This is a genomic window from Leuconostoc holzapfelii (genome assembly GCF_012396485.1).
GTDB lineage: Bacteria > Bacillota > Bacilli > Lactobacillales > Lactobacillaceae > Leuconostoc > Leuconostoc holzapfelii.
Genome location: NZ_JAAXPO010000005.1, coordinates 46348 through 64788, shown reverse-complemented (window position 1 = coordinate 64788; position 18441 = coordinate 46348). Strand labels below are relative to the sequence as shown.

The following is an 18441-nucleotide window of genomic DNA, read 5'->3' as shown; positions in this document are numbered from 1 at the left end:
ATACAAAAAAAGTTGCCCCCTTAACAGGAACAACCGCTTTTTAACTATTTTACAAGGACTTTTCTCAAAGCAATCGGTGCAAAAATTGTGGATGCCAGAATAATGATGGCTAAATCAGAATAAATTCCCCGATTAATTACATGCGCTTCTAAACCAATATTGGCCACGATCAACGCCATTTCACCACGAGAAACCATTCCTAAGCCAATCACATTGGCCGCTGAATTGTTCAAACCTGCGAGCTTAGCGCCTAGACCTGACCCCACCCACTTGGTCATAATGGCGGCTAGAGTCATGACAAGCAAAAAGCCCCATTTATCTGCCAAACCGGCAAAAGAAATTTTTAAACCAATGCTTGCAAAAAAAATGGGAATAAAAATGCCATAACCAATCGCGACAGTTTCAGATCGCATTTTGTGCGCTTGAGGCAAACTTGCGATAGCCACCCCGACAAAAAATGACCCCACAACCGCTGAAATACCAGCAAATTCTGCGGCTGTCCCAGCACCAAGTGCCAGCAACATACCCACCAAACCCGGCATTGCGGGTAAAGGCATCGCCGTAGCTACCCGGACAAATGTTGGTAAAATAAAACGACTGACCAAATACAGCCCAATAAAGAAACCAATCGCAAGGACACCTTGCAACCACAATGGTTGTTGGTGACCAGACACCTCGCCAAATACAGCAATAAATCCGGTTAAACTGACGACCGCCAAGATATCGTCTGCCACAGCCGCGCCCAATATCGTTGCCCCAGCAGTCGTTTTTAATTGGTGATATTCATTGAGGACTTCTGCCGTAATTGATACCGATGTGGCCGCAAAGACGACGCCCCAAAATAAGGCCTGTTCTGGACTAAAATGGTAGGCCTGGGCGAGAAAATAAAACCCGACCATCGGACAAACGGCCCCTAGAAAGGCCACCACAAGCGACGGCTTGATGTTAGCTTTGAGTTGATTAATATCGGTTTCCAACCCCACGATAAACATCAAAATCATGACCCCAATTTCTGCCATGAGATCAATACTATGAGAAATCTGGACAATATTTAACAAGCTCGGCCCCAGCAGCACGCCTGCCAGTAATTGCCCGACAACCACGGGCAACCCAATGCGCTGCGCCCCGAGCCCCAACCCAATTGTTGCGATTAAAATTAAAAATAAATCTAAATAAATTACCATATTAGTGATGTTGTATTGTGATGACAATACATCCTTTCTCAGCTATTTTAGCTGTTTTTAGCGACAAAAAAAGAGCACACATCAAAGTTTAACGCTGCTCCCCCACAAACGTTCGCCTTGAGTATGTCCTCAACCAATTCACTATTCTCTTTTTACTTCGCCGCTTCACGCGCTATTTTAGCGGCGTTGGCAGCGGCCATTTCCGCACTTGCGGCAGCATTATCACGATAAATATGTTGATCCGCGGCAACAGCCGCATAAACACGTGCTAGTTCACGATCCAAGATTTCGCGTACTTCTTGGGTAGCGTGGGTTGCCATCAGCATTTGGCGCAAGTCAGAGGCATGCGCAAAGCCACGCAAATAAATTTTAAAGTAACGCTTTAACGCTTCAAAATGCTTTGGTGTCACTGTTGCATTCACTTCATCAAACAAATCCAACTGTAATTTCAACAAGGCGATAGATTCTTCCAAAGTATGTTGACGCGGGCTTGTTTCAAAAGCATAGGGATTTTCAAAAATACCACGCCCAATCATAATCCCGTCAACCCCTGGATGTGCTTTGGCTAATGCTTCACCCTCGGCGCGAGATTTGATATCGCCATTGATTTGTAACAATGTGTTTGGCGCGATAGCGTCCCGCATGGCCACAATGTCGTCGATTAACTCAAAATGCGCTGGGGCCTTTGACATTTCTTTGCGTGAGCGCAAATGAATCGTCAACACCGCCACATCTTGGCGCAAAATAATTGGCAACCACTCACGGAATTCCAACGGATCATAGAAACCCAATCGCGTCTTCACGGAGACGGGCAAGCCAGATTCTTTAGCTGCAGCCACCAGTTGTTGCGCTAATTCTTGGTGACGTATCAAATCAGATCCCGCACCATTTTTAATCACCGTCGGGTCCGGGCACCCCATGTTTAAATCGACGGCCCGATAGCCCATTGCTGGCAAAAGTTTTGCCGCACCGGCAATATCTTCAGGGCGTGAACCCCAAATTTGAGCTACCGGTTGGGTTTCATGTTCGGCAACAGCCAAACGGCCCTGCACGGAGAACTTTGCCTTGGGATGCACCATCGAACTGGCGTTAGTAAATTCGGTAAAATAAACATCAGGGGCGCCAGCTTGTTCAACCACCCGACGGAAAATTGTATCCGTTACAGCTTCCATTGGTGCTAAACTGAAAAACGGTTGCTTTTCGGTTGTGTCATGGCCTTTTTGTGCGTTAGCCACGACGTCATCCCAGAAAAGATTTTGAGGAGACGCTTGCGTCATGAATCTTTCTCCTTATTTAATGTAAGTCAACGTATCATATCATACCATATTTGAACCATAATCTCAAAAACGTGACATTTTACACTAAATCCGGTCATCTTTTTGCAAGGCGCCTAACGTATAAAAAGAGCCGGTGACAACAATGAGTGCCTGTGAAGATTCTCGGACACGCATTGCCAGTGAAATTGCAGCAGAGGCATCGCTGGCAATTTCGACTTCAACCTTAGGATAAGAGGTAATAATCGTGGCAGCTAACGCTTCAGCTGATAACGCTCGGGACTTATTCTTCGGCGTGACAGTAATGACACGTTGGACCACCGGAATAATTAAATCCAACATTTCATGATAATCTTTATCTTTTAACACACCTAAAATCAAGGTTGGCTTGATTTTCAAATGCCAGGCATTTAACGCTGCGACCAAGCCTGTCATCCCATCCACATTGTGGGCCGCATCAAATAAAATATTTTTTTCCGGATGGTAGTTCATACGGCCTATCAAGCTAACATTGGCTAGACCAGTCCGCGTTTGTTCAGTGGTAAACGTGTATCCCATCGCCTTTAAAGCGGCTTTAATTTGTAAGACAATCCCAAAATTATGCACTTGAAATGCCCCTGGCATACTCAAAAAATAACCTGACGTGCCATTAATCATGAGATCCATTCCGGCAGGCGTCGTGTTGGCAATGATGATCTGGTCTTGCTCATGCACAAACCACTTGGCGCCGACTGCTTCGGCCTTCGCCTTTAAAATTCGATGAACCGTCATATCTTGTCCTGCATAATCAATGACCAAAGTCCCTGGTTTGATAATGGCGGCTTCATTTTCTGCAATATCTTTTAGATTGCGTCCGATTGAAAGTTGATGATCGACACTAATTTTGGTAAACACTGTCAACAATGGTGGATTAATTGCGTTGGTCGCATCACGCAAGCCACCCAAACCAGCTTCAAAAATAACAAAATCAACTGCATTTTCCGCAAAATGCATGAGTGATATCACCGTGAAATACTCAAAGTAGGTCAAATGATTGGCATCTACCCCATGACGTTTAAAACAGGCCACCAACGTTTGATAGTGGCGTAAAAAATCACTTTTGGAAATCATGTCATCATTGACGGTAATCTGTTCACGGTCAGAGAGGATGTATGGACTCGAAAAATGGCCGAAAGAATAACCATTGGCTAGTAAAATTGCTCCCAACATGGCCCCAGTAGAACTTTTACCATTCGTCCCAGCAATGTGAATGATTTTAAGTTTTTGGTCCGGATGGCCAAGCCAAGCCAGTACTTCCTTGACCACCGACACGCGGGAATCATCCAGCGCATGCCACTGGTTATCCATGCGCTTAATGACCCGCTTATAATTTGCTGCAACCCTTGCGGCACGCCGCTCTACCAATTTTGCCACATTAAGCCTCCGACAATTAATCTGCCCTCTATTTTATCACATGTCAGCTAAAAAAATATCGACGGCAGCATTATTTCCAAACAAAAAAGACGACTCACATCGTCTTTGGAAAATCAGTAAAGATTGCATTCACACCCCAATCAGCCAAGCGGTGTGCGGCCACGGCATTATTAACTGTCCACACATTGACTTGCAACTGATTGGCTGCCAACAGTTGTACGTCAGCTGATGTCAGGTAATTGACGTCGGGATGCACATATTTGGCGCCAACTGAGCGTGCCAACTCGACAATGTTTTCCGGGATTGTTTCTGCAATTAAGAGACCAATCGCAATTTTGGGCATCAGCTCATGGAATTTTTTCAGCAATTTTACATCAAAACTCGACACGATAATTTGATTGTCACGGTGAATACGGTGAATGGCTTGATGAAGGCGCATCAAATAGAAATTTTGCTGCTCACCGCGGACATTTGTCTTCAGTTCAAAGTTCACATTGATTTGGTGTTCATTGATAAAATCAACCAGCCAATCCAACGTCACGATGCGTTCACCGGTAAATGCCGCATCAAACCATTGCCCAAAATCGAGCTTCTGTAAACCTAGTAACGAATTATGATTCACAGTCCCATTCCCATTTGAGGTCCGGTTCACTTTACTATCATGAATCAACACGAGGCGACCATCGGCAGTCATATCAATATCAGTCTCTAACCAATTGACGCCAAGCGGTAACATCATTTCAAATGCGGCCCGGGTATTTTCTGGTGCTTGGGCGGAGATGCCGCGATGCGCAATTTTTATCATGCGTCTTCCTCACTTCTTTAGATGATTGGCAGCATTATAAGCTGCCAGGGCTTGATTGGTCGTATCTTGTGCGACTTTCAGACTCTGATCAATCGGCGCCCCATTGGCGATGGCTTGCATCACCGTTTCCATATTTGTCCGAGCAATTGGCATAATCGGCACCAATGGCCCAGCCGTCACAGGATTTTTTTGACTCGTGGCCAACTGTTGCGTCGCAACACCTAAATTCGGATCTTTGGCAACCGCTGACGTAATTTGTGGCAAGTTCTTGGCGTTCTTATTCACGGCCAAATACCCTGTCGCTAAACGCCATTGCGCTTGTGACTCAGCTGATGCCATGAATTTCAAGAAATCGGCCACGCCTTGTTTGACGTTTGCGGGTTGGTGCTTATTCGCCCAAAGCGCAGCCCCACCTAAGGCTAAGCCATTGCGCGGGATGCCATCTGCATGCGGCAGATACGTGACGCCGAGTTTAAACTTGGCGTTGGCTTGTAAATCACCAGTTGAAGCTGACGATTGCATGAATAGCCCCAACTTCCCCGCCAAAAACGCCGTTTGTTGGTTCGCCTCGGCAATATCACCAGACCCGTAGTTCACAAAGGATTTATCCTGAATGGCTTGCGTCATCAATTGCATTAAACGCTTGGCCGCCGGCGTATCAATATTGATTTTAGTCGCGTACTCACCAGGCGCACGCCCATTATCATGATTGGCCAACAATTGGTTTTGGTTGGCGGTTAATTCTTCAAATAACCACCCATAAGCTTCAATGGTCATCCCTTTTGTCTTGCCACCAGTTTTAGCCGTCATGGCCTTGGCGAGCTGCAACACATCCGAATAACTTGGATCTTCTGGTAACGGCGTCAAACCCAACTGTTCGACGAGACCCTTATTATAATACAAAACTGGGGTAGAAGTATTAAAAGGCATGGCTTGCAGCTGCTGATTAACGGTGTAGTAACGGGCAATATTATCCTCGATTTGATCCGTCGTTTGATTGGATAAGAGCTGTGACATTGGGATCGTACTTTGGGTCGACAACATCGTACTTGTCGCAATTTCTTGCGCCTGCACAAGGGCGGGTGCGGCCGAAGAATTCGCCACATTTAAATACTTTGGTAAGGACTCTGTATAAGCCCCTTGATATTCTGGCACCACTGTATATTTGTCTTGCGAAGCGTTGTATTGGGCGACGAGTTGTTTTAACGCCGCAGCCGGTTTGCCGCCCATAGAATGCCAGAAAACGATGGTCGTACGCTGATTGGCGCTGGCTGTTGGGGTTTTCCCGTGCGCAACGCCTAATACAATAGCCACTAGAAAAGTGAGACTAACAATGATAATCGTCGCAATTTTTTTCATCATGACTTCACCGCCCCGTCAATCAAGCCTGATTTAAAGGCTTTTTGTGATAAAAACAAGACCACTAAACTGGGGATCATCATTAAAATGGCACTAGCCATGATTAACCCCCAGGAATTGACCGCTTCGGTGGCTTGTAATTGACGTAATCCAATTTGCACGGTGCGAACATTGTCACTGTAACTGGTAATCAGCGGCCAAAGATACATATTCCAAGTTGTCAAAAACGAATACGCCGCAAGGGTCAAGAGGCTCGTTTTGGCATAAGGCAAAACTGCGCGGTACAAAAATTGTCCATGTCCGATGCCTTCTACCATCGCTGATTCACGAAGGGCCATTGGTACTTGCATAAATGCCTGTCGCAACAAAAAGGTACCAAACGCCGTTGCAAAAAACGGCAGGGCCAATGCAGCATAATGATTCAAGAACCCCAACCAACGTAACGTTTGAAAATTCGGAATGAGTTGCGATTCAAACGGTAACATCATCGTGGCGATAAAGGCATAGAAAATCACGTTTTTACCTTTGAACGGCAGAAAGACAAACGCATACGCGGCTAAGGCTGAAAAAATAACTTGGCCAACCATGACTAGTCCTGCTACGACAAAAGAGTTGAATAAATAGCGCAAAATTGGCGTCTGGGTCAGGGCTTGTGTGTAATTCCCAAGCGTTAACGCGGCAGAAAAATATTGGCCGTTTAAAATGGCCGTATTGGGCAAAAACGAGACCCAAATACCCACCAGCACTGGGGCAAATATAAGCACAGATAAGCCAATCAAAAGTGTATAGCGCCACAGTTTTTCTCGTATTGGTATAATCATTGATACATCACCCGCTTTTCTGTCAGTTTGAATTGCGCAAAAGTAACCAACGCAATCAAAATTGCTAATAGCATGGACTCTGTTGACGCCTTACCAACATTGAGGTTGACAAAAGCATCGCGGTAAATCTGATAAACAATTAAATTGGTATGATTATTTGGACCACCCTTTGTCAACAGATCCACTTGTCCAAATGTTTGAAACGCATTGATCATTGTCACCGTCGCCACAAAAAACAAGGTTGGGCTAATATGCGGTAACGTGATAAAACGAAATTTTAACCATGGCGTCACCCCTTCAATTTCAGCCGTTTCATATAAATGGGTCGGCACGTTTTCTAAAGCACCAGAAATGGCTAAGAAAGCAAAACCTAAATTCATCCAGACCACGGTGAGAATCACCGCCACTAGCGCCCAAACATTCCCCGTTAACCAATGGATGGGTGGCAGATGAAAGAAGTTAAGGATCATGTCGGAAACGCCCGTCGTCGGTTGAAAAAAGAATAACCACAACACAGATGCCACCGATACCGAAACACCCATGGTTGAGGCAAACAAAGTTCTAAAAATGACAGTGCCCCGCAAATGCTTACGCGCAAGGTTGGCCAAATATAAGGCACAAATTGTCGTCAAACTCGTCACGGCTGCCACAAAAATTAACGTGACCCACAAGCTTTTCAAAAACACAGGGTCATGTAACAACGTCGCATAATTGGCTAAACCAATAAATTTAACCGGTTGCCCTAAAGCATTGGTCAAAAAGAAACTATAATAGACGGTTTTAACCAAAGGATAAAACACAAACACTCCGAGAAAAATCAAGGATGGCATGAGAAAACCCAACGCTGTGAGATGGGCGGTTATCACTTGTCGGCCACGCTGGCTGGTTAGCTGGTGCGGTTGGATTGCTGATGTATTTTGGGCCATATTAGACCCCCACTTTGGCTAACATATTGCCATTTAAATCAAAATAATGAAGCGCGTTACGCGGGATGTAAAGCGTGATGAATTGTTCTGCTGGGACATCAAGATGTCCCGAAATTTTAAATTGCAGTGTCTCTTCACGGCCATTAATGGTGCCAAACAACAGCGTTTCTGAACCGATTTGGGTTGCTGTGGCGACCCAAAATTCAATCGCCATATCGTCTGCGTTTTCCGGGTTGAGTCTTGCGGCTTCCGGCCGAATACCAACCATGGCATCAGGGTCAAACGGTGTATCAATGGCAACACCTTGATTTTTCCAATCCGTGACTGCAGTGAGCACGTTCATTTGCGGTGTGCCAAAGAATTTGGCGACAAATGTATTGGCTGGCAGTTCATAAAGTTGCATTGGCGTGCCAATTTGCTGCACGACCCCATCATTTAGAATCATCACGCGATCACCCATGGTCATCGCCTCCGTTTGATCATGCGTCACATAGACCACGGTAATCCCCAATTTACGCTGTAACGCTTTAATTTCATAACGCACACTTTCTCGTAACTGCGCATCTAAATTGGATAACGGTTCATCCATTAAAATAATCTCTGCCCCTGACACAATACTGCGTGCCAATGCTACGCGCTGGCGTTGGCCACCTGATAATTCGCGTGGATATCGGTAGGCATAATCGGTCAAACCGACCAACGCTAATGCATCTGACAGCCGTTGGAGCTGGGTTGCACTGGCAACCTTACGAGCTTTCAGACCAAACGTAATGTTTTCAGAAACCGTCATGTTTGGGTATAAGGCGTAATTTTGAAAAACCATGGATAAATGCCGTGCCTTCGGTGGCAAATCATTCATCCGCTCACCGGCAATGATTAAATCCCCACCAGTAATCGGTTCCAGACCAGCGATCATTCTGAGAATTGTTGATTTTCCAGATCCGGATGGGCCGACCATCACAAAAAACTCACCCGGTAAAATATTAACTGTCACCTCTTTAATCACGGCATCTTGCTGCTGATCATACACTTTTTGAAGCTGTTTCAACTCAATCATGCGCATCCCTACCTTTCTTGATAATTCAATCCTAGCAAGGTCATGTCAATACCGCGTGCGCCAAATGATGTAAACGTGTAAATAATTGTAAAGAAATGTCATCAAAAAAGCCAAGCAGTCACCCGCTTGGCCGCTATCAACAACATTAATAGCCTTTATCTAAATCCACAACATTATGTGTTAATTGGCCATCAGCAACAAATCCTGGGACATTTTTTTCAAACAAACGAAAGAGCCCCCCTGTACGACCAAAATTCGCGTGCTCTCCCCAACTTGTATGTTGTGTCAATAAAATTTGTGGCCGTTCAAATAATGGATGCTGTAGTGGTAAGGGTTCTGGCGTCGTCACATCAAGGGCAGCAAAGCGCACCCGCGTGTCGTCAATCGCTGCCAATAAGGCTTGTTGATCTAATGTTGTGCCCCGCCCAATATTAACAAATAAAAATAATTCATTCACTTGTTCAAAAAAATATTCATCAAAGAAATTAGCGGTATCACTGGTGCCAGGTAGACCATCGACCACCACACGAGCTTTGGCCAGGCCTTCTTGATAATTCCCGATTGGATAAACCGCATCAAAGCCCGACACCTCACGTCCGGTAGTATTGACACCATAAACCGTGCCACCAAACCCTTTGATTTGCGCTGCAATTTGTTGACCAATTCGACCAGTGCCAAACACCAACACTGGTAACTCACTAATCATATATTGATCTGTAAAGGGCTCCCAATGTTGTCGCGTGGCATAGACATTCAAACCACGAGCAAAGTAGAGAATATAACTCAAAACCGTTTGCGCAATTGGCTCAGCTTTGAGGCCACTCGCATTGGTGACGTTGATACCCCGCGCCTTTAATGTGGCTAATGGTAAATAATCGACGCCAGCTGACTGCGCTTGAATCCATTTTAATTTGGCATGTGGCTGCGCCAATATCTTTTCCCCAATACGATTATCCCAACCATAGCTTATGGCGATTTCTGGAATTTGCTCCGCAGTCACGGTATCAGGTGTCACAACATCAATCTCATGCGCTGCCAAAAAGGCACGATTGGCTTCACTAATAGCTTTCACTGCAAGAAGTAACATATTGAACCCTCCGATTTATTTCCTAAGGCTATCATAACGCATAGTATCTAACAAATAAAATGAATTTGATGAGTTTTAAATTAAAATGTTGACATTTAATAAACTTCATGCCATAATTTAAAACATCAAATCAAAGGAAACAAAAACATGACTTTATCAGCAACTGACAACTTCACAAACGTCATTACGATCAACGTCGTCATTATTATGTGACTTCTCGCTGGTCTATTTTTGCTACCAGTCGAGAAGGTTGCTCGACTGGCGCAAGAATGTTGCAGATAACAACATTTTTAAGAGGCGCTAGTGCAAAACTAGTACCTCTTTTCTTTTTGATTTTAAACACACACGCCTGTTGTCTGAGCAGAACGCATCGCAACAGGATACCACGGAGGAAAATGATATGGATCTCACTGCAAACGCTGCCCCAACACTAGCTGAAAGCGATATGACGCTTCGCGATAAAAAAGTCAAACCCAAGACACTGCGAGATGTTGTCTTCGATGTCTCAACTGGAATTTCAAATGCCATCCTAGCGGTTCTTGGCATGGGGCTATTAATGTCGTCATTGGGTAATTTGTTCCACTATACCCCACTCATTCAAGCCGGACTCATGGGTCAAAAAATGCTTGCCCCAGCCTTAGGTGTTGGTATCGCCATCATGATGCGTGCTAACATTTTGACTACTGGTGCGGCATTAATTTCTGCCACAGTCGGTTCTAACGCCGTTTACTTCACTTCTGCGGTGGTACCAGCCACCCACACAGCTACAGGTTGGTTGGCTAACCAACCAGCAGGTTCGCTAGTCATGACATCTGGTCAACCTATCTCTGCGGTGCTAGCTGCAATTTGTGCGGTTTTGGTCGGTAACTGGTTGACTGGAAAAACACCGCTGGACATGATGCTTGTGCCATTTGCGGCCACCCTTGCTGGGACATTTTTTGGACTAGGTACGGCATCAGTCACCACCCCATTCTTGAACTGGGTCTCAGAAACACTCGCCTCAACCATGAAAGTCAACCCATTCCTTGGTGCCTTTGTTGTGTCAGTGGTCTGGTTCCTATTCTTGATGACCCCAGCCTCTTCAGCAGCTTTGGCCATCGCTGTCATGTTAGATCCTTTGTCGGGTGGTGCCGCTTTGATTGGTACAACGGCTGGTTTTGTTGTCTACACTGCCATGGGTTGGACGCAAAATGACCTTGGTGCCAACTTCGCACAAACGATTGTGACACCAAAAGTCCAATTCCCTAACCTATTGAAAAGCCCCTTATTGATGTTTGGCCCTGCTGTTGTGGCCGGCTTATCAGCAATGGTGGCCGTTGGCGTCTTCCACTTAAAGGTGCCATTTGCCATTGCCGGCCTTGGCCTCAATGGCTTTATCGCCCCACTTGCACTGGCATCAACTAACCCAATGGGACTGTTGCTAGTGGCAGTATTTGGTATCGTCGTGCCAGTTGTCGCCTGCATGGCCATGTACTATACGCTAAAGAAGATGGGTAAGACCCATGAAAATGATTTACATTTAGATGTTGTTTAATTTTTAATGAAGCGTTATAGTAGAATTATTATAATTTTATCAGAAAGAAGAATAGATTATGTCACAAAAGAAAGCACAACCCGCTGATTTCAATTGGTCTGAACTTGGTTTTGAGTATCATGACTTGCCATATCGCTTCCGCGCTTACTACAAGGACGGCAAATGGAGTGAAGGTGGTCTTGAAACAGATTCAACTTTGCCAGTCAATGAAGCTGCCACAGGCCTGCATTATGGTCAAAATATTTTTGAAGGCCTCAAGGTTTATCGGCGCAAAGATGGTGGTGCCAATCTATTCCGCCCTGATCGTAACGCGAAGCGTTTGCAAAACTCAGCTGCACGCTTGATGATGGCGCCAGTGCCAGAAGAACTCTTCCTCCGTGGTTTACGTGAAGTCACCAAAGCAAACCAAGATTTTATTCCACCATATGGCACAGGGGCAACCCTTTACCTTCGTCCCTTTGAATTCGGTGGTGGCCCAGTTGTGGGTGTGCATCCCGCTGATAATTACGTCTTTGAAGTTTATGCCACACCGGTTGGTGCTTACTATAAAGGTGGCTTAACACCAACAGCCTACGTCACTAATCATTATGATCGTGCCGCTCATGGTGGCACGGGTGCTGCCAAGGCTGGTGGTAACTATGGCGCTTCAATGCTGGCCGGTGATGAAGCCCATGCCGCTGGTTACTCAGATGTGGTCTATCTTGATCCACGTCTGCATGAAAACATTGAAGAATTAGGGTCAGCCAACTTCTTTGGTATCACCAAAGATGGCCGTTTCTTGACACCTAAATCCCCTTCAATCTTGCCATCTGTCACCAAGTATTCACTCTTGGCCGTTGCCGAAGAACTTGGGCTTAAAGCAGAAGAAACAACGATTTCTATCAATGACTTGGATCAATTCGCAGAAGCCGGTGCCATGGGGACAGCGGCAGTCATTTCACCAGTTGGCTCAATTACCCATAATGGCAACAAGCATGTTTTCTACTCCGAGACTGAAGTTGGGCCATGGACCCAAAAATTGTATGATCGCTTGACAGCGATTCAATACGGTGATGAAAAAGGCCCTGAGGGTTGGGCCGTTGACGTCCCACTTAACTAAAAAATTAGCCTAGATTAAAGTCTAGGCTTTTTTTGTTGACATCTCAATTAAGGCTTGCTATACTAGTATAGTTGTTTGATACATATCAGACATCACTGACCATGGCTCGTTGGTCAAGTGGCTAAGACGCTGCCCTTTCACGGCGGAATCGAGAGTTCGATTCTCTCACGAGCTATATCAAGTCGCAACTTCGGTTGCGGCTTTTTATATGTTTTCAATCAAAAAAATAACAGCCATTGGCTGTTATTTTTGTTTAATAACGAAAGCCCGTTTGCCAGGCTTCTTATGATTGGATTTCGCTGTCTTATGCGCGACTTGCGTCTTATTCACTGGTTTGTCTTTGTCACTTTGTGGCCGTCGACGATTGTTTTTCCGCGAACGGTTATTGTTCTTTTGACGTGTCTCGGGTTCCAATGGCCGCGGATTGACATTTTCAAGAACAAAATATGGGGCACCAAAATTCACATATTCATACAAGTAATCTTGTAACGCCTCAATTTTATCCTGATTCGCCACGGTTTTATCATTACGATAAAACCCTTTTAATCGCAGTTGTTCGGCTGAAATATCACCGACAATGTAATCATATTGTGCCAAAAGCGGCGTATATCGCACAGCGAGTTTATCTAAATCAAAGGCCGCTTTAAAATCCTCTACTAATTCTAAAGTTAAGCGATCAATTTCAATCTCATCCCCCGTTCGGGTAATTTGATACGCTTTTTTGCGTTCTTCTTGTTGTAATAAGGTACGTTCTTTTAACGTATCGCGATCCATCGATTCAACCGCCTTTCATGTGTTTAAACTTTTTGATATTTTGTTCGATAATATTGCGCCATCAACTCACGCAACAAAAGACTTTGCGCAATATCAACTGGCGCTTGTTGAATCACTGGGAAAAATGGCAGCCATTTATAGTGATCCAAGGTGGCAATTTGATACGTTTGGTCTAGCACGAGTTTTTCACCGGCAAGCCAAATTTGGCCTTTGGCATCATGGTCTAAGCCATTAAATCTTAAATAACCAAATGCTTTCCCACGAAAGCCACTGCCTTTAATAGCCAACGTTGCTAAGCGCGCCTGTTGGTCCGTGATTTCTGAGAGCATTTGCACAATGTCGGCGCCCGTCAAGGTCATGAGCATCGGATTAATGGCGTGTGGCATACTTTCAAGTAACTCATAATCACTTAAAACACCCGCTGGTAAATCGTCTACGAACATTCCGGTCGATACCATGGCAATTGACACGCCAAAATAGGCTTTCAAAGCACGTAAGGCATCATAACTTTGTTCATCTGCTGAAATGTCGCGTGGTATTTGGGTTATTACCTGTTTTTTTAACAGGGTTTTCCCAGTTTGCAGCCAACCATGTATCATTTGAAAATCATCATCCGCTTCAGCCATTTCATAAGTCGGCGTCACCCGCGCAGTTTGCGCGGTCACCTGATGATTTTCCAGTGTTAAGATAATCTCGCCAACATGATTTCCATAGCGTCCAGCCGCGGCAAGTAACGTGCCATTCACCATTTTACCATGTTCAAGTAAATGATGCGTGTGTGCGCCAATGATCACATCAATCGGATATTTTTCTGCAAGCTCTTCGTCAGTTGGCAACCCCAAATGTGACAATAAAATCACCACATCAGCTTGCGCTTGTAAGACCGGTAACAGTCGGTCAATGGTTGCATCGACTGGCTCAGGTTGCCAACCTAAAGCCGGATACGTCAGCGTGTAAGGTGCTGTCAAGCCCAGCACGCCAATTCGGGTACCCTGTGTGGTGGTCAGGATTTTATATGGCTTGGCCCACGCCGGCTGTGTCAAATCTGGCAACGTCTTTAAATTACTCACAACCACGTCAAAATTTGCCTGCTCATACAAGGTCGCCATGGCTTCATGAGGTAAGACAAGTCCCTCATTATTGCCAATCGTGACGGCATCATAATGCACCGCATTCATCAATGCCACATTGCCTTTGCCCATCGTCGCATCGGTTAACGGATGTAAACGATCAATTGCATCCCCAATATCAAACGTCAAACACTGCACATCTTGCGCCTGTTGGTCTAATAAAAAACGTTGTATGCGCGGCCAATTTTCAAGATGTGAGTGGACATCATTTGTGTGCAATAAATGAATGGTTTCGCTTGCCATGAGGCTCCTTTCGCCGATTTTATACGTTTTATTGCCGTTGCTGGTAATCGCGGCGTTTCCCGACAATCATGTCAATCACTTCCGCTTCACTGAGTGGTGCACCAAATGGCACACGTCCGGTGGACAAATAGTCCCGATCTGACGAATCAATGGCCACATTGAGATTCTCTTGATGATGGACACTGGCATGATGGATATGCCCATGGAGGTTAATTTTATTTTTCGTGATGCCAAATAACATCGGGTAATGCGTTAAAAAGACCTCGTAATGGGCAAATTTCAACCGAGTACCCACGTCATGCGTTAAAAATTTGGGCCGGCCAGATGCCAGCATTTGATTATTTGCTCGTAAAAACTTTAACAAGGCAGCCGAATCATGATTCCCTTTAATGATCACAATTTGACCGTTGAGTTGGTTCAACAAATCTAACGTCTGGGCCATCGCCTGCTTGGCTGGCTTATCAAAAGCCAGCGCAATATCCCCCAATAGATAGACTGTATCTGTTGGCTTAACTCGGGCGTTCCAGTTCGCCACAATTGTATCGTTCATCATCTCGACTGTTAAGAACTGATCACGAGGTGAAAAATAACCGCCCAGAATTAAGTCGCGATGATAAAAATGGGTATCTGACGTAAAAAAATTCATGGGCCCTCCTAAACATCACAATGGATAAAAAGGCGTTGCCCAAGCAACGCCTTATTGACCTAATTGATACAAGTAAGTTGAGAAATCTTGCAAATTCGCAGGAAATGCATTGAGTCCCCAGATGAAACGTTCTTTTTCACCAGGTGCTTTAAACCGCACCCCCCACTCATCATTTAAACTCGGATCTGGATAGGATGGGCCGGGATAAGCCGCCATCCAAGTCTCCAAATAATCCCAAGCTTGCTGGGCAAAATCATCCCATTGTGCCGTCATATCGTGCCATGATTCACGATAACGCCAATTAAAGGATTCGCCTGCGGCGTTATAATGTGGGTTGTAAAAATCAAATTCCAATGCCGTAATATTCTTGACCGGTTGGGTTTTATCAGCAAATTGTAAAAAGGCATGGCCTTCATGGCGCTTAAGATAAACGTAGTCAAACCCTGTTGCCAGATTACCACGGTAAAACACCAAAAAATCTAATCGCCGACTTGACATGTTAGGCCTCGATCACTAGCAATTCTTTAGTCAAACTGGCTGTCAAATTTTCATAACCAGTCGGCGTAACAATCACGTCATCTTCAATGCGCACGCCACCTTTGCCTGCCAAATAAATTCCCGGTTCGATTGTGAGCAAGTGGCCAGCTTGCATTTCGTCACTTGAACGTGCGCTCAACGCAGGCCCTTCGTGGATATCTAACCCGACGCCATGACCAGTTGAATGATTATAAGCTTCGCCATAACCATGTGCGGTAATATACTCACGGGCGACACGATCAATTTCACTACCAGAAATACCAGGTTTCACCACATCAATCGCGTTTTCATTGGCTTGCTTGACAATGTGATAAATCTTTTGCAATTCTTCGTCCACTTCGCCAATGGCAATTGTACGGGTAATATCTGACGTATAATCATCAACATAGTAACCAAAGTCAATCGTCACTAATTCTCCAGCTGCAATGACTTTATCAGTAGCTTCACCGTGTGGCAAAGCAGCACGATAGCCGGAAGCGACGATGGTATCAAAGGACGCCTTTTCTGCCCCATAAACTTTTTGTAAACGATCCAACTCATTGGCAACTTGACGTTCCGTCATCCCTGGCTTAATGAGGGGTAACAATGCATTAAAGGCTTTCATTGAAGCATCAGCTGCACGACGCAAGGCCGCCAACTCCGCTTCATCCTTCACTTCACGAAGCGCCTCAATAGCATTTGGTACCGCATCAAAGCTAATGTCTGCTGGTAATAGCTCATCCATCAAGTCATAGACTCCATAGGGTAAGCTCGCTTCAAACGCTAAACGCTTGATGTTAAACTCTGTTGCCGTCGCCACTGCCGTCTCATAGTAAGCTCGCGTCACCGTGAAATCAACGCCTTCAGGTAACCGGTTTTTGTAATCTTCTTCATAACGTGCATCAGTAATCAAGCATGCCCGGTCTGGACCAACCACGACCACACCATCGCCAGTGCCACCATCAAACCCTGTCAAATACTTTGTATTGGCACCTTGATAGACAACCATGCCATCCAAGTCAAGCTGCTTTAGGAGCTTTTGTAGTTTAGCAATGCGTGATTCAAAATAGCTTGTCATATTGCGACACATCCTTTTTATTTAATCGTTATATCTATTGTAACACAAGCTCTTAATTATTAGTTTAAGCTCATAAAAAAGACACAACCTTACTTGGTTGTGTCTTTTAATTACATTACTTAGCGGCTGCCAAGATTTCGTTGTATTGTTCACGTGTGTAAACAGATACTTGGCGCTTTTCACGACCCTTGCGTTCGAACTTAACAACACCGTCTGTCAAAGCAAACAATGTGTCATCGCCACCCTTTTTAACGTTCACACCTGGATAGATGTGTGTCCCACGTTGGCGATAAATGATTGAGCCAGCTGTCAAAGCTTGGCCGTCAGCAACTTTCGTGCCTAGACGACGACCAGCTGAGTCACGACCGTTGGCTGAAGATCCGCCACCCTTGTGGTGCGCGAACATTTGCAAGTTTTCTTGATTCATCAACATAAGTCTATTTCTCCTTTACAAGTAATGATTACGCGATTGAATCAATCTTCACGCGTGTATATGGTTGGCGGTGGCCTTGCTTAGTATGCATGTTCTTCTTGGCCTTGTACTTGAACGTCACGACCTTCTTTTGCTTACCTTGCTTTTCAACAGTACCAGAAACCTTTGCACCATCAACGAAAGGTGTTCCAACCTTGCCATCAACCAAAACAACTTGGTCAAAAGTTACCTTTTCACCTTCAGCTGCATCCAACTTTTCGACGAAGATTGTGTCGCCTTCAGCGACCTTGTATTGCTTGCCGCCTGTAACAATAACTGCATATGCCATTATTGAATTCTCCTTTTACTTAGACTCACCATCCCAGGCGGGCCGGCTCTAGTCCGACACGTACTTCAACCTGTTCCGAGTGGTTGTAGCTTTGCTAACAACTTTTCAATTATAGCAAATCTTAACATTTTCGTCAAGATATCCCGATAAATTCTCAGCTATTAACCTCAAAATCGAATAAATTTAGCCCCGTCTGGGTGGCCGCGGTGGTATTCACCCGTAAAATATCTGAAAACTCTTGAAGTAAGGCGGTTTGATCCAGATCCATATTCTCCAACAGCCACTTAGAAATCAATGCCCAAAACGCGCCAATCACAGCTTCCCACTGGTAAACCATTTTACGATGACGGGCTTCATCCTCTATACTGGTGAGTTGTGTTAACATTTGTGTGCGCATCCGTGACATCAACGTGGCAAAATAAATGCCATCGCTGTGTAGATTTAACACCGCATTGTAAAAAGCTGCGCGCGCACTAATGGCCTGAACCATCTTAGCCACACGGAAATGCCCCTGAATATGTTGGGTAAATTCCAGTAATAGGCTGTTGTTCACCTCAGAGATTAAATGTTCCTTATTTTGATAATACTTGTAAAAAGTGCCACGGGTCACTTGTGCACGGTTTAAAAGCGTGGTAATTGAAAAGTCTGGTTGCGCAGTGAGTAAACTGATCGTCGCCTCTTCAATCGCTTTTTTTGTTCGCAACACACGGGCATCTTCTTTTTTAATCATCTTA

General features: G+C 45.0%; 19 protein-coding genes, 1 tRNA gene and 1 other annotated feature. Of the genes, 3 read left to right on the top strand and 17 right to left on the bottom strand.

What is annotated here, in order from left to right:
- Positions 1-44 precede the first annotated feature (44 nt).
- The 9 genes from HF966_RS05425 to HF966_RS05385 all read right to left on the bottom strand — a co-directional run bounded on the left by HF966_RS05425 (position 45) and on the right by HF966_RS05385 (position 9926).
- Positions 45-1184, bottom strand: coding sequence for a cation:proton antiporter (locus HF966_RS05425; RefSeq protein WP_168676914.1), 1140 nt, complete (start codon positions 1182-1184; stop codon positions 45-47).
- A gap of 152 nt (positions 1185-1336) precedes the next feature.
- The gene (locus tag HF966_RS05420; RefSeq protein WP_168676913.1) at positions 1337-2461 is read right to left on the bottom strand and encodes a tRNA dihydrouridine synthase; all 1125 of its coding nucleotides are present in this window, start codon (positions 2459-2461) and stop codon (positions 1337-1339) included.
- Between the two features lie 84 nt (positions 2462-2545).
- The gene (locus HF966_RS05415) at positions 2546-3805 is read right to left on the bottom strand and encodes a bifunctional folylpolyglutamate synthase/dihydrofolate synthase (RefSeq protein WP_373306379.1); all 1260 of its coding nucleotides are present in this window, start codon (positions 3803-3805) and stop codon (positions 2546-2548) included.
- Between the two features lie 160 nt (positions 3806-3965).
- Positions 3966-4676: a glycerophosphodiester phosphodiesterase family protein gene (locus tag HF966_RS05410; protein WP_168676910.1), complete on the bottom strand. Its 711-nt coding sequence runs from the start codon at positions 4674-4676 to the stop codon at positions 3966-3968.
- A 9-nt stretch (positions 4677-4685) separates the two neighbouring features.
- Positions 4686-6038: an ABC transporter substrate-binding protein gene (locus HF966_RS05405; protein WP_246586689.1), complete on the bottom strand. Its 1353-nt coding sequence runs from the start codon at positions 6036-6038 to the stop codon at positions 4686-4688.
- A complete protein-coding gene (locus tag HF966_RS05400; protein WP_168676908.1) occupies positions 6035-6856 on the bottom strand; it encodes a carbohydrate ABC transporter permease in 822 nt (273 codons plus the stop codon). Before HF966_RS05400 ends, HF966_RS05405 begins: the two co-directional genes overlap by 4 nt.
- Positions 6853-7782 (bottom strand): carbohydrate ABC transporter permease, encoded by a 930-nt coding sequence (locus tag HF966_RS05395; protein ID WP_168676907.1) that lies wholly within the window; start codon positions 7780-7782, stop codon positions 6853-6855. Before HF966_RS05395 ends, HF966_RS05400 begins: the two co-directional genes overlap by 4 nt.
- A 1-nt stretch (position 7783) precedes the next feature.
- The gene (locus HF966_RS05390; RefSeq protein WP_168676906.1) at positions 7784-8839 is read right to left on the bottom strand and encodes an ABC transporter ATP-binding protein; all 1056 of its coding nucleotides are present in this window, start codon (positions 8837-8839) and stop codon (positions 7784-7786) included.
- A 145-nt stretch (positions 8840-8984) separates the two neighbouring features.
- A complete protein-coding gene (locus HF966_RS05385; RefSeq protein WP_168676904.1) occupies positions 8985-9926 on the bottom strand; it encodes an NAD(P)-dependent oxidoreductase in 942 nt (313 codons plus the stop codon).
- Between the two features lie 445 nt (positions 9927-10371).
- On the opposite strand from HF966_RS05385, the gene HF966_RS05380 reads away from it, so the two are divergent.
- From HF966_RS05380 to HF966_RS05370, 3 genes are all read left to right on the top strand, one after another.
- The gene (locus HF966_RS05380) at positions 10372-11460 is read left to right on the top strand and encodes a PTS sugar transporter subunit IIC (protein ID WP_373306378.1); all 1089 of its coding nucleotides are present in this window, start codon (positions 10372-10374) and stop codon (positions 11458-11460) included.
- A 58-nt stretch (positions 11461-11518) separates the two neighbouring features.
- Positions 11519-12559, top strand: coding sequence for a branched-chain amino acid aminotransferase (locus tag HF966_RS05375; RefSeq protein ID WP_168676902.1), 1041 nt, complete (start codon positions 11519-11521; stop codon positions 12557-12559).
- 103 nt (positions 12560-12662) lie between these two features.
- Positions 12663-12734: transfer RNA gene (locus HF966_RS05370), tRNA-Glu, on the top strand.
- A gap of 68 nt (positions 12735-12802) precedes the next feature.
- On the opposite strand, the gene HF966_RS05365 is transcribed toward HF966_RS05370, so the two are convergent.
- From HF966_RS05365 to HF966_RS05330, 8 genes are all read right to left on the bottom strand, one after another.
- Positions 12803-13333 (bottom strand): YutD family protein, encoded by a 531-nt coding sequence (locus HF966_RS05365; RefSeq protein WP_168676900.1) that lies wholly within the window; start codon positions 13331-13333, stop codon positions 12803-12805.
- Between the two features lie 23 nt (positions 13334-13356).
- Positions 13357-14706 carry a bifunctional metallophosphatase/5'-nucleotidase gene (locus tag HF966_RS05360; RefSeq protein ID WP_168676899.1) on the bottom strand — a complete coding sequence of 450 codons (1350 nt, stop codon included), beginning with the start codon at positions 14704-14706 and terminating at the stop codon, positions 13357-13359.
- 28 nt (positions 14707-14734) lie between these two features.
- On the bottom strand, positions 14735-15352 hold the full coding sequence (locus HF966_RS05355; RefSeq protein WP_168676898.1) for a metallophosphoesterase family protein: 618 nt from the start codon (positions 15350-15352) through the stop codon (positions 14735-14737).
- Between the two features lie 51 nt (positions 15353-15403).
- Entirely contained in the window at positions 15404-15850 is a 447-nt protein-coding gene (locus HF966_RS05350; protein ID WP_168676897.1) for a hypothetical protein, read from the bottom strand.
- A 1-nt stretch (position 15851) separates the two neighbouring features.
- Entirely contained in the window at positions 15852-16946 is a 1095-nt protein-coding gene (locus tag HF966_RS05345) for a M24 family metallopeptidase (protein WP_168676895.1), read from the bottom strand.
- A 115-nt stretch (positions 16947-17061) separates the two neighbouring features.
- Positions 17062-17379 (bottom strand): 50S ribosomal protein L27, encoded by a 318-nt coding sequence (gene rpmA, locus HF966_RS05340; protein ID WP_168676894.1) that lies wholly within the window; start codon positions 17377-17379, stop codon positions 17062-17064.
- A 28-nt stretch (positions 17380-17407) separates the two neighbouring features.
- A complete protein-coding gene (gene rplU, locus HF966_RS05335; RefSeq protein ID WP_168676893.1) occupies positions 17408-17707 on the bottom strand; it encodes a 50S ribosomal protein L21 in 300 nt (99 codons plus the stop codon).
- An 11-nt stretch (positions 17708-17718) separates the two neighbouring features.
- Positions 17719-17802 (bottom strand) — a sequence feature (ribosomal protein L21 leader region).
- A 59-nt stretch (positions 17803-17861) separates the two neighbouring features.
- Positions 17862-18437 carry a TetR/AcrR family transcriptional regulator gene (locus HF966_RS05330; protein ID WP_168676892.1) on the bottom strand — a complete coding sequence of 192 codons (576 nt, stop codon included), beginning with the start codon at positions 18435-18437 and terminating at the stop codon, positions 17862-17864.
- Positions 18438-18441: the final 4 nt, after the last annotated feature.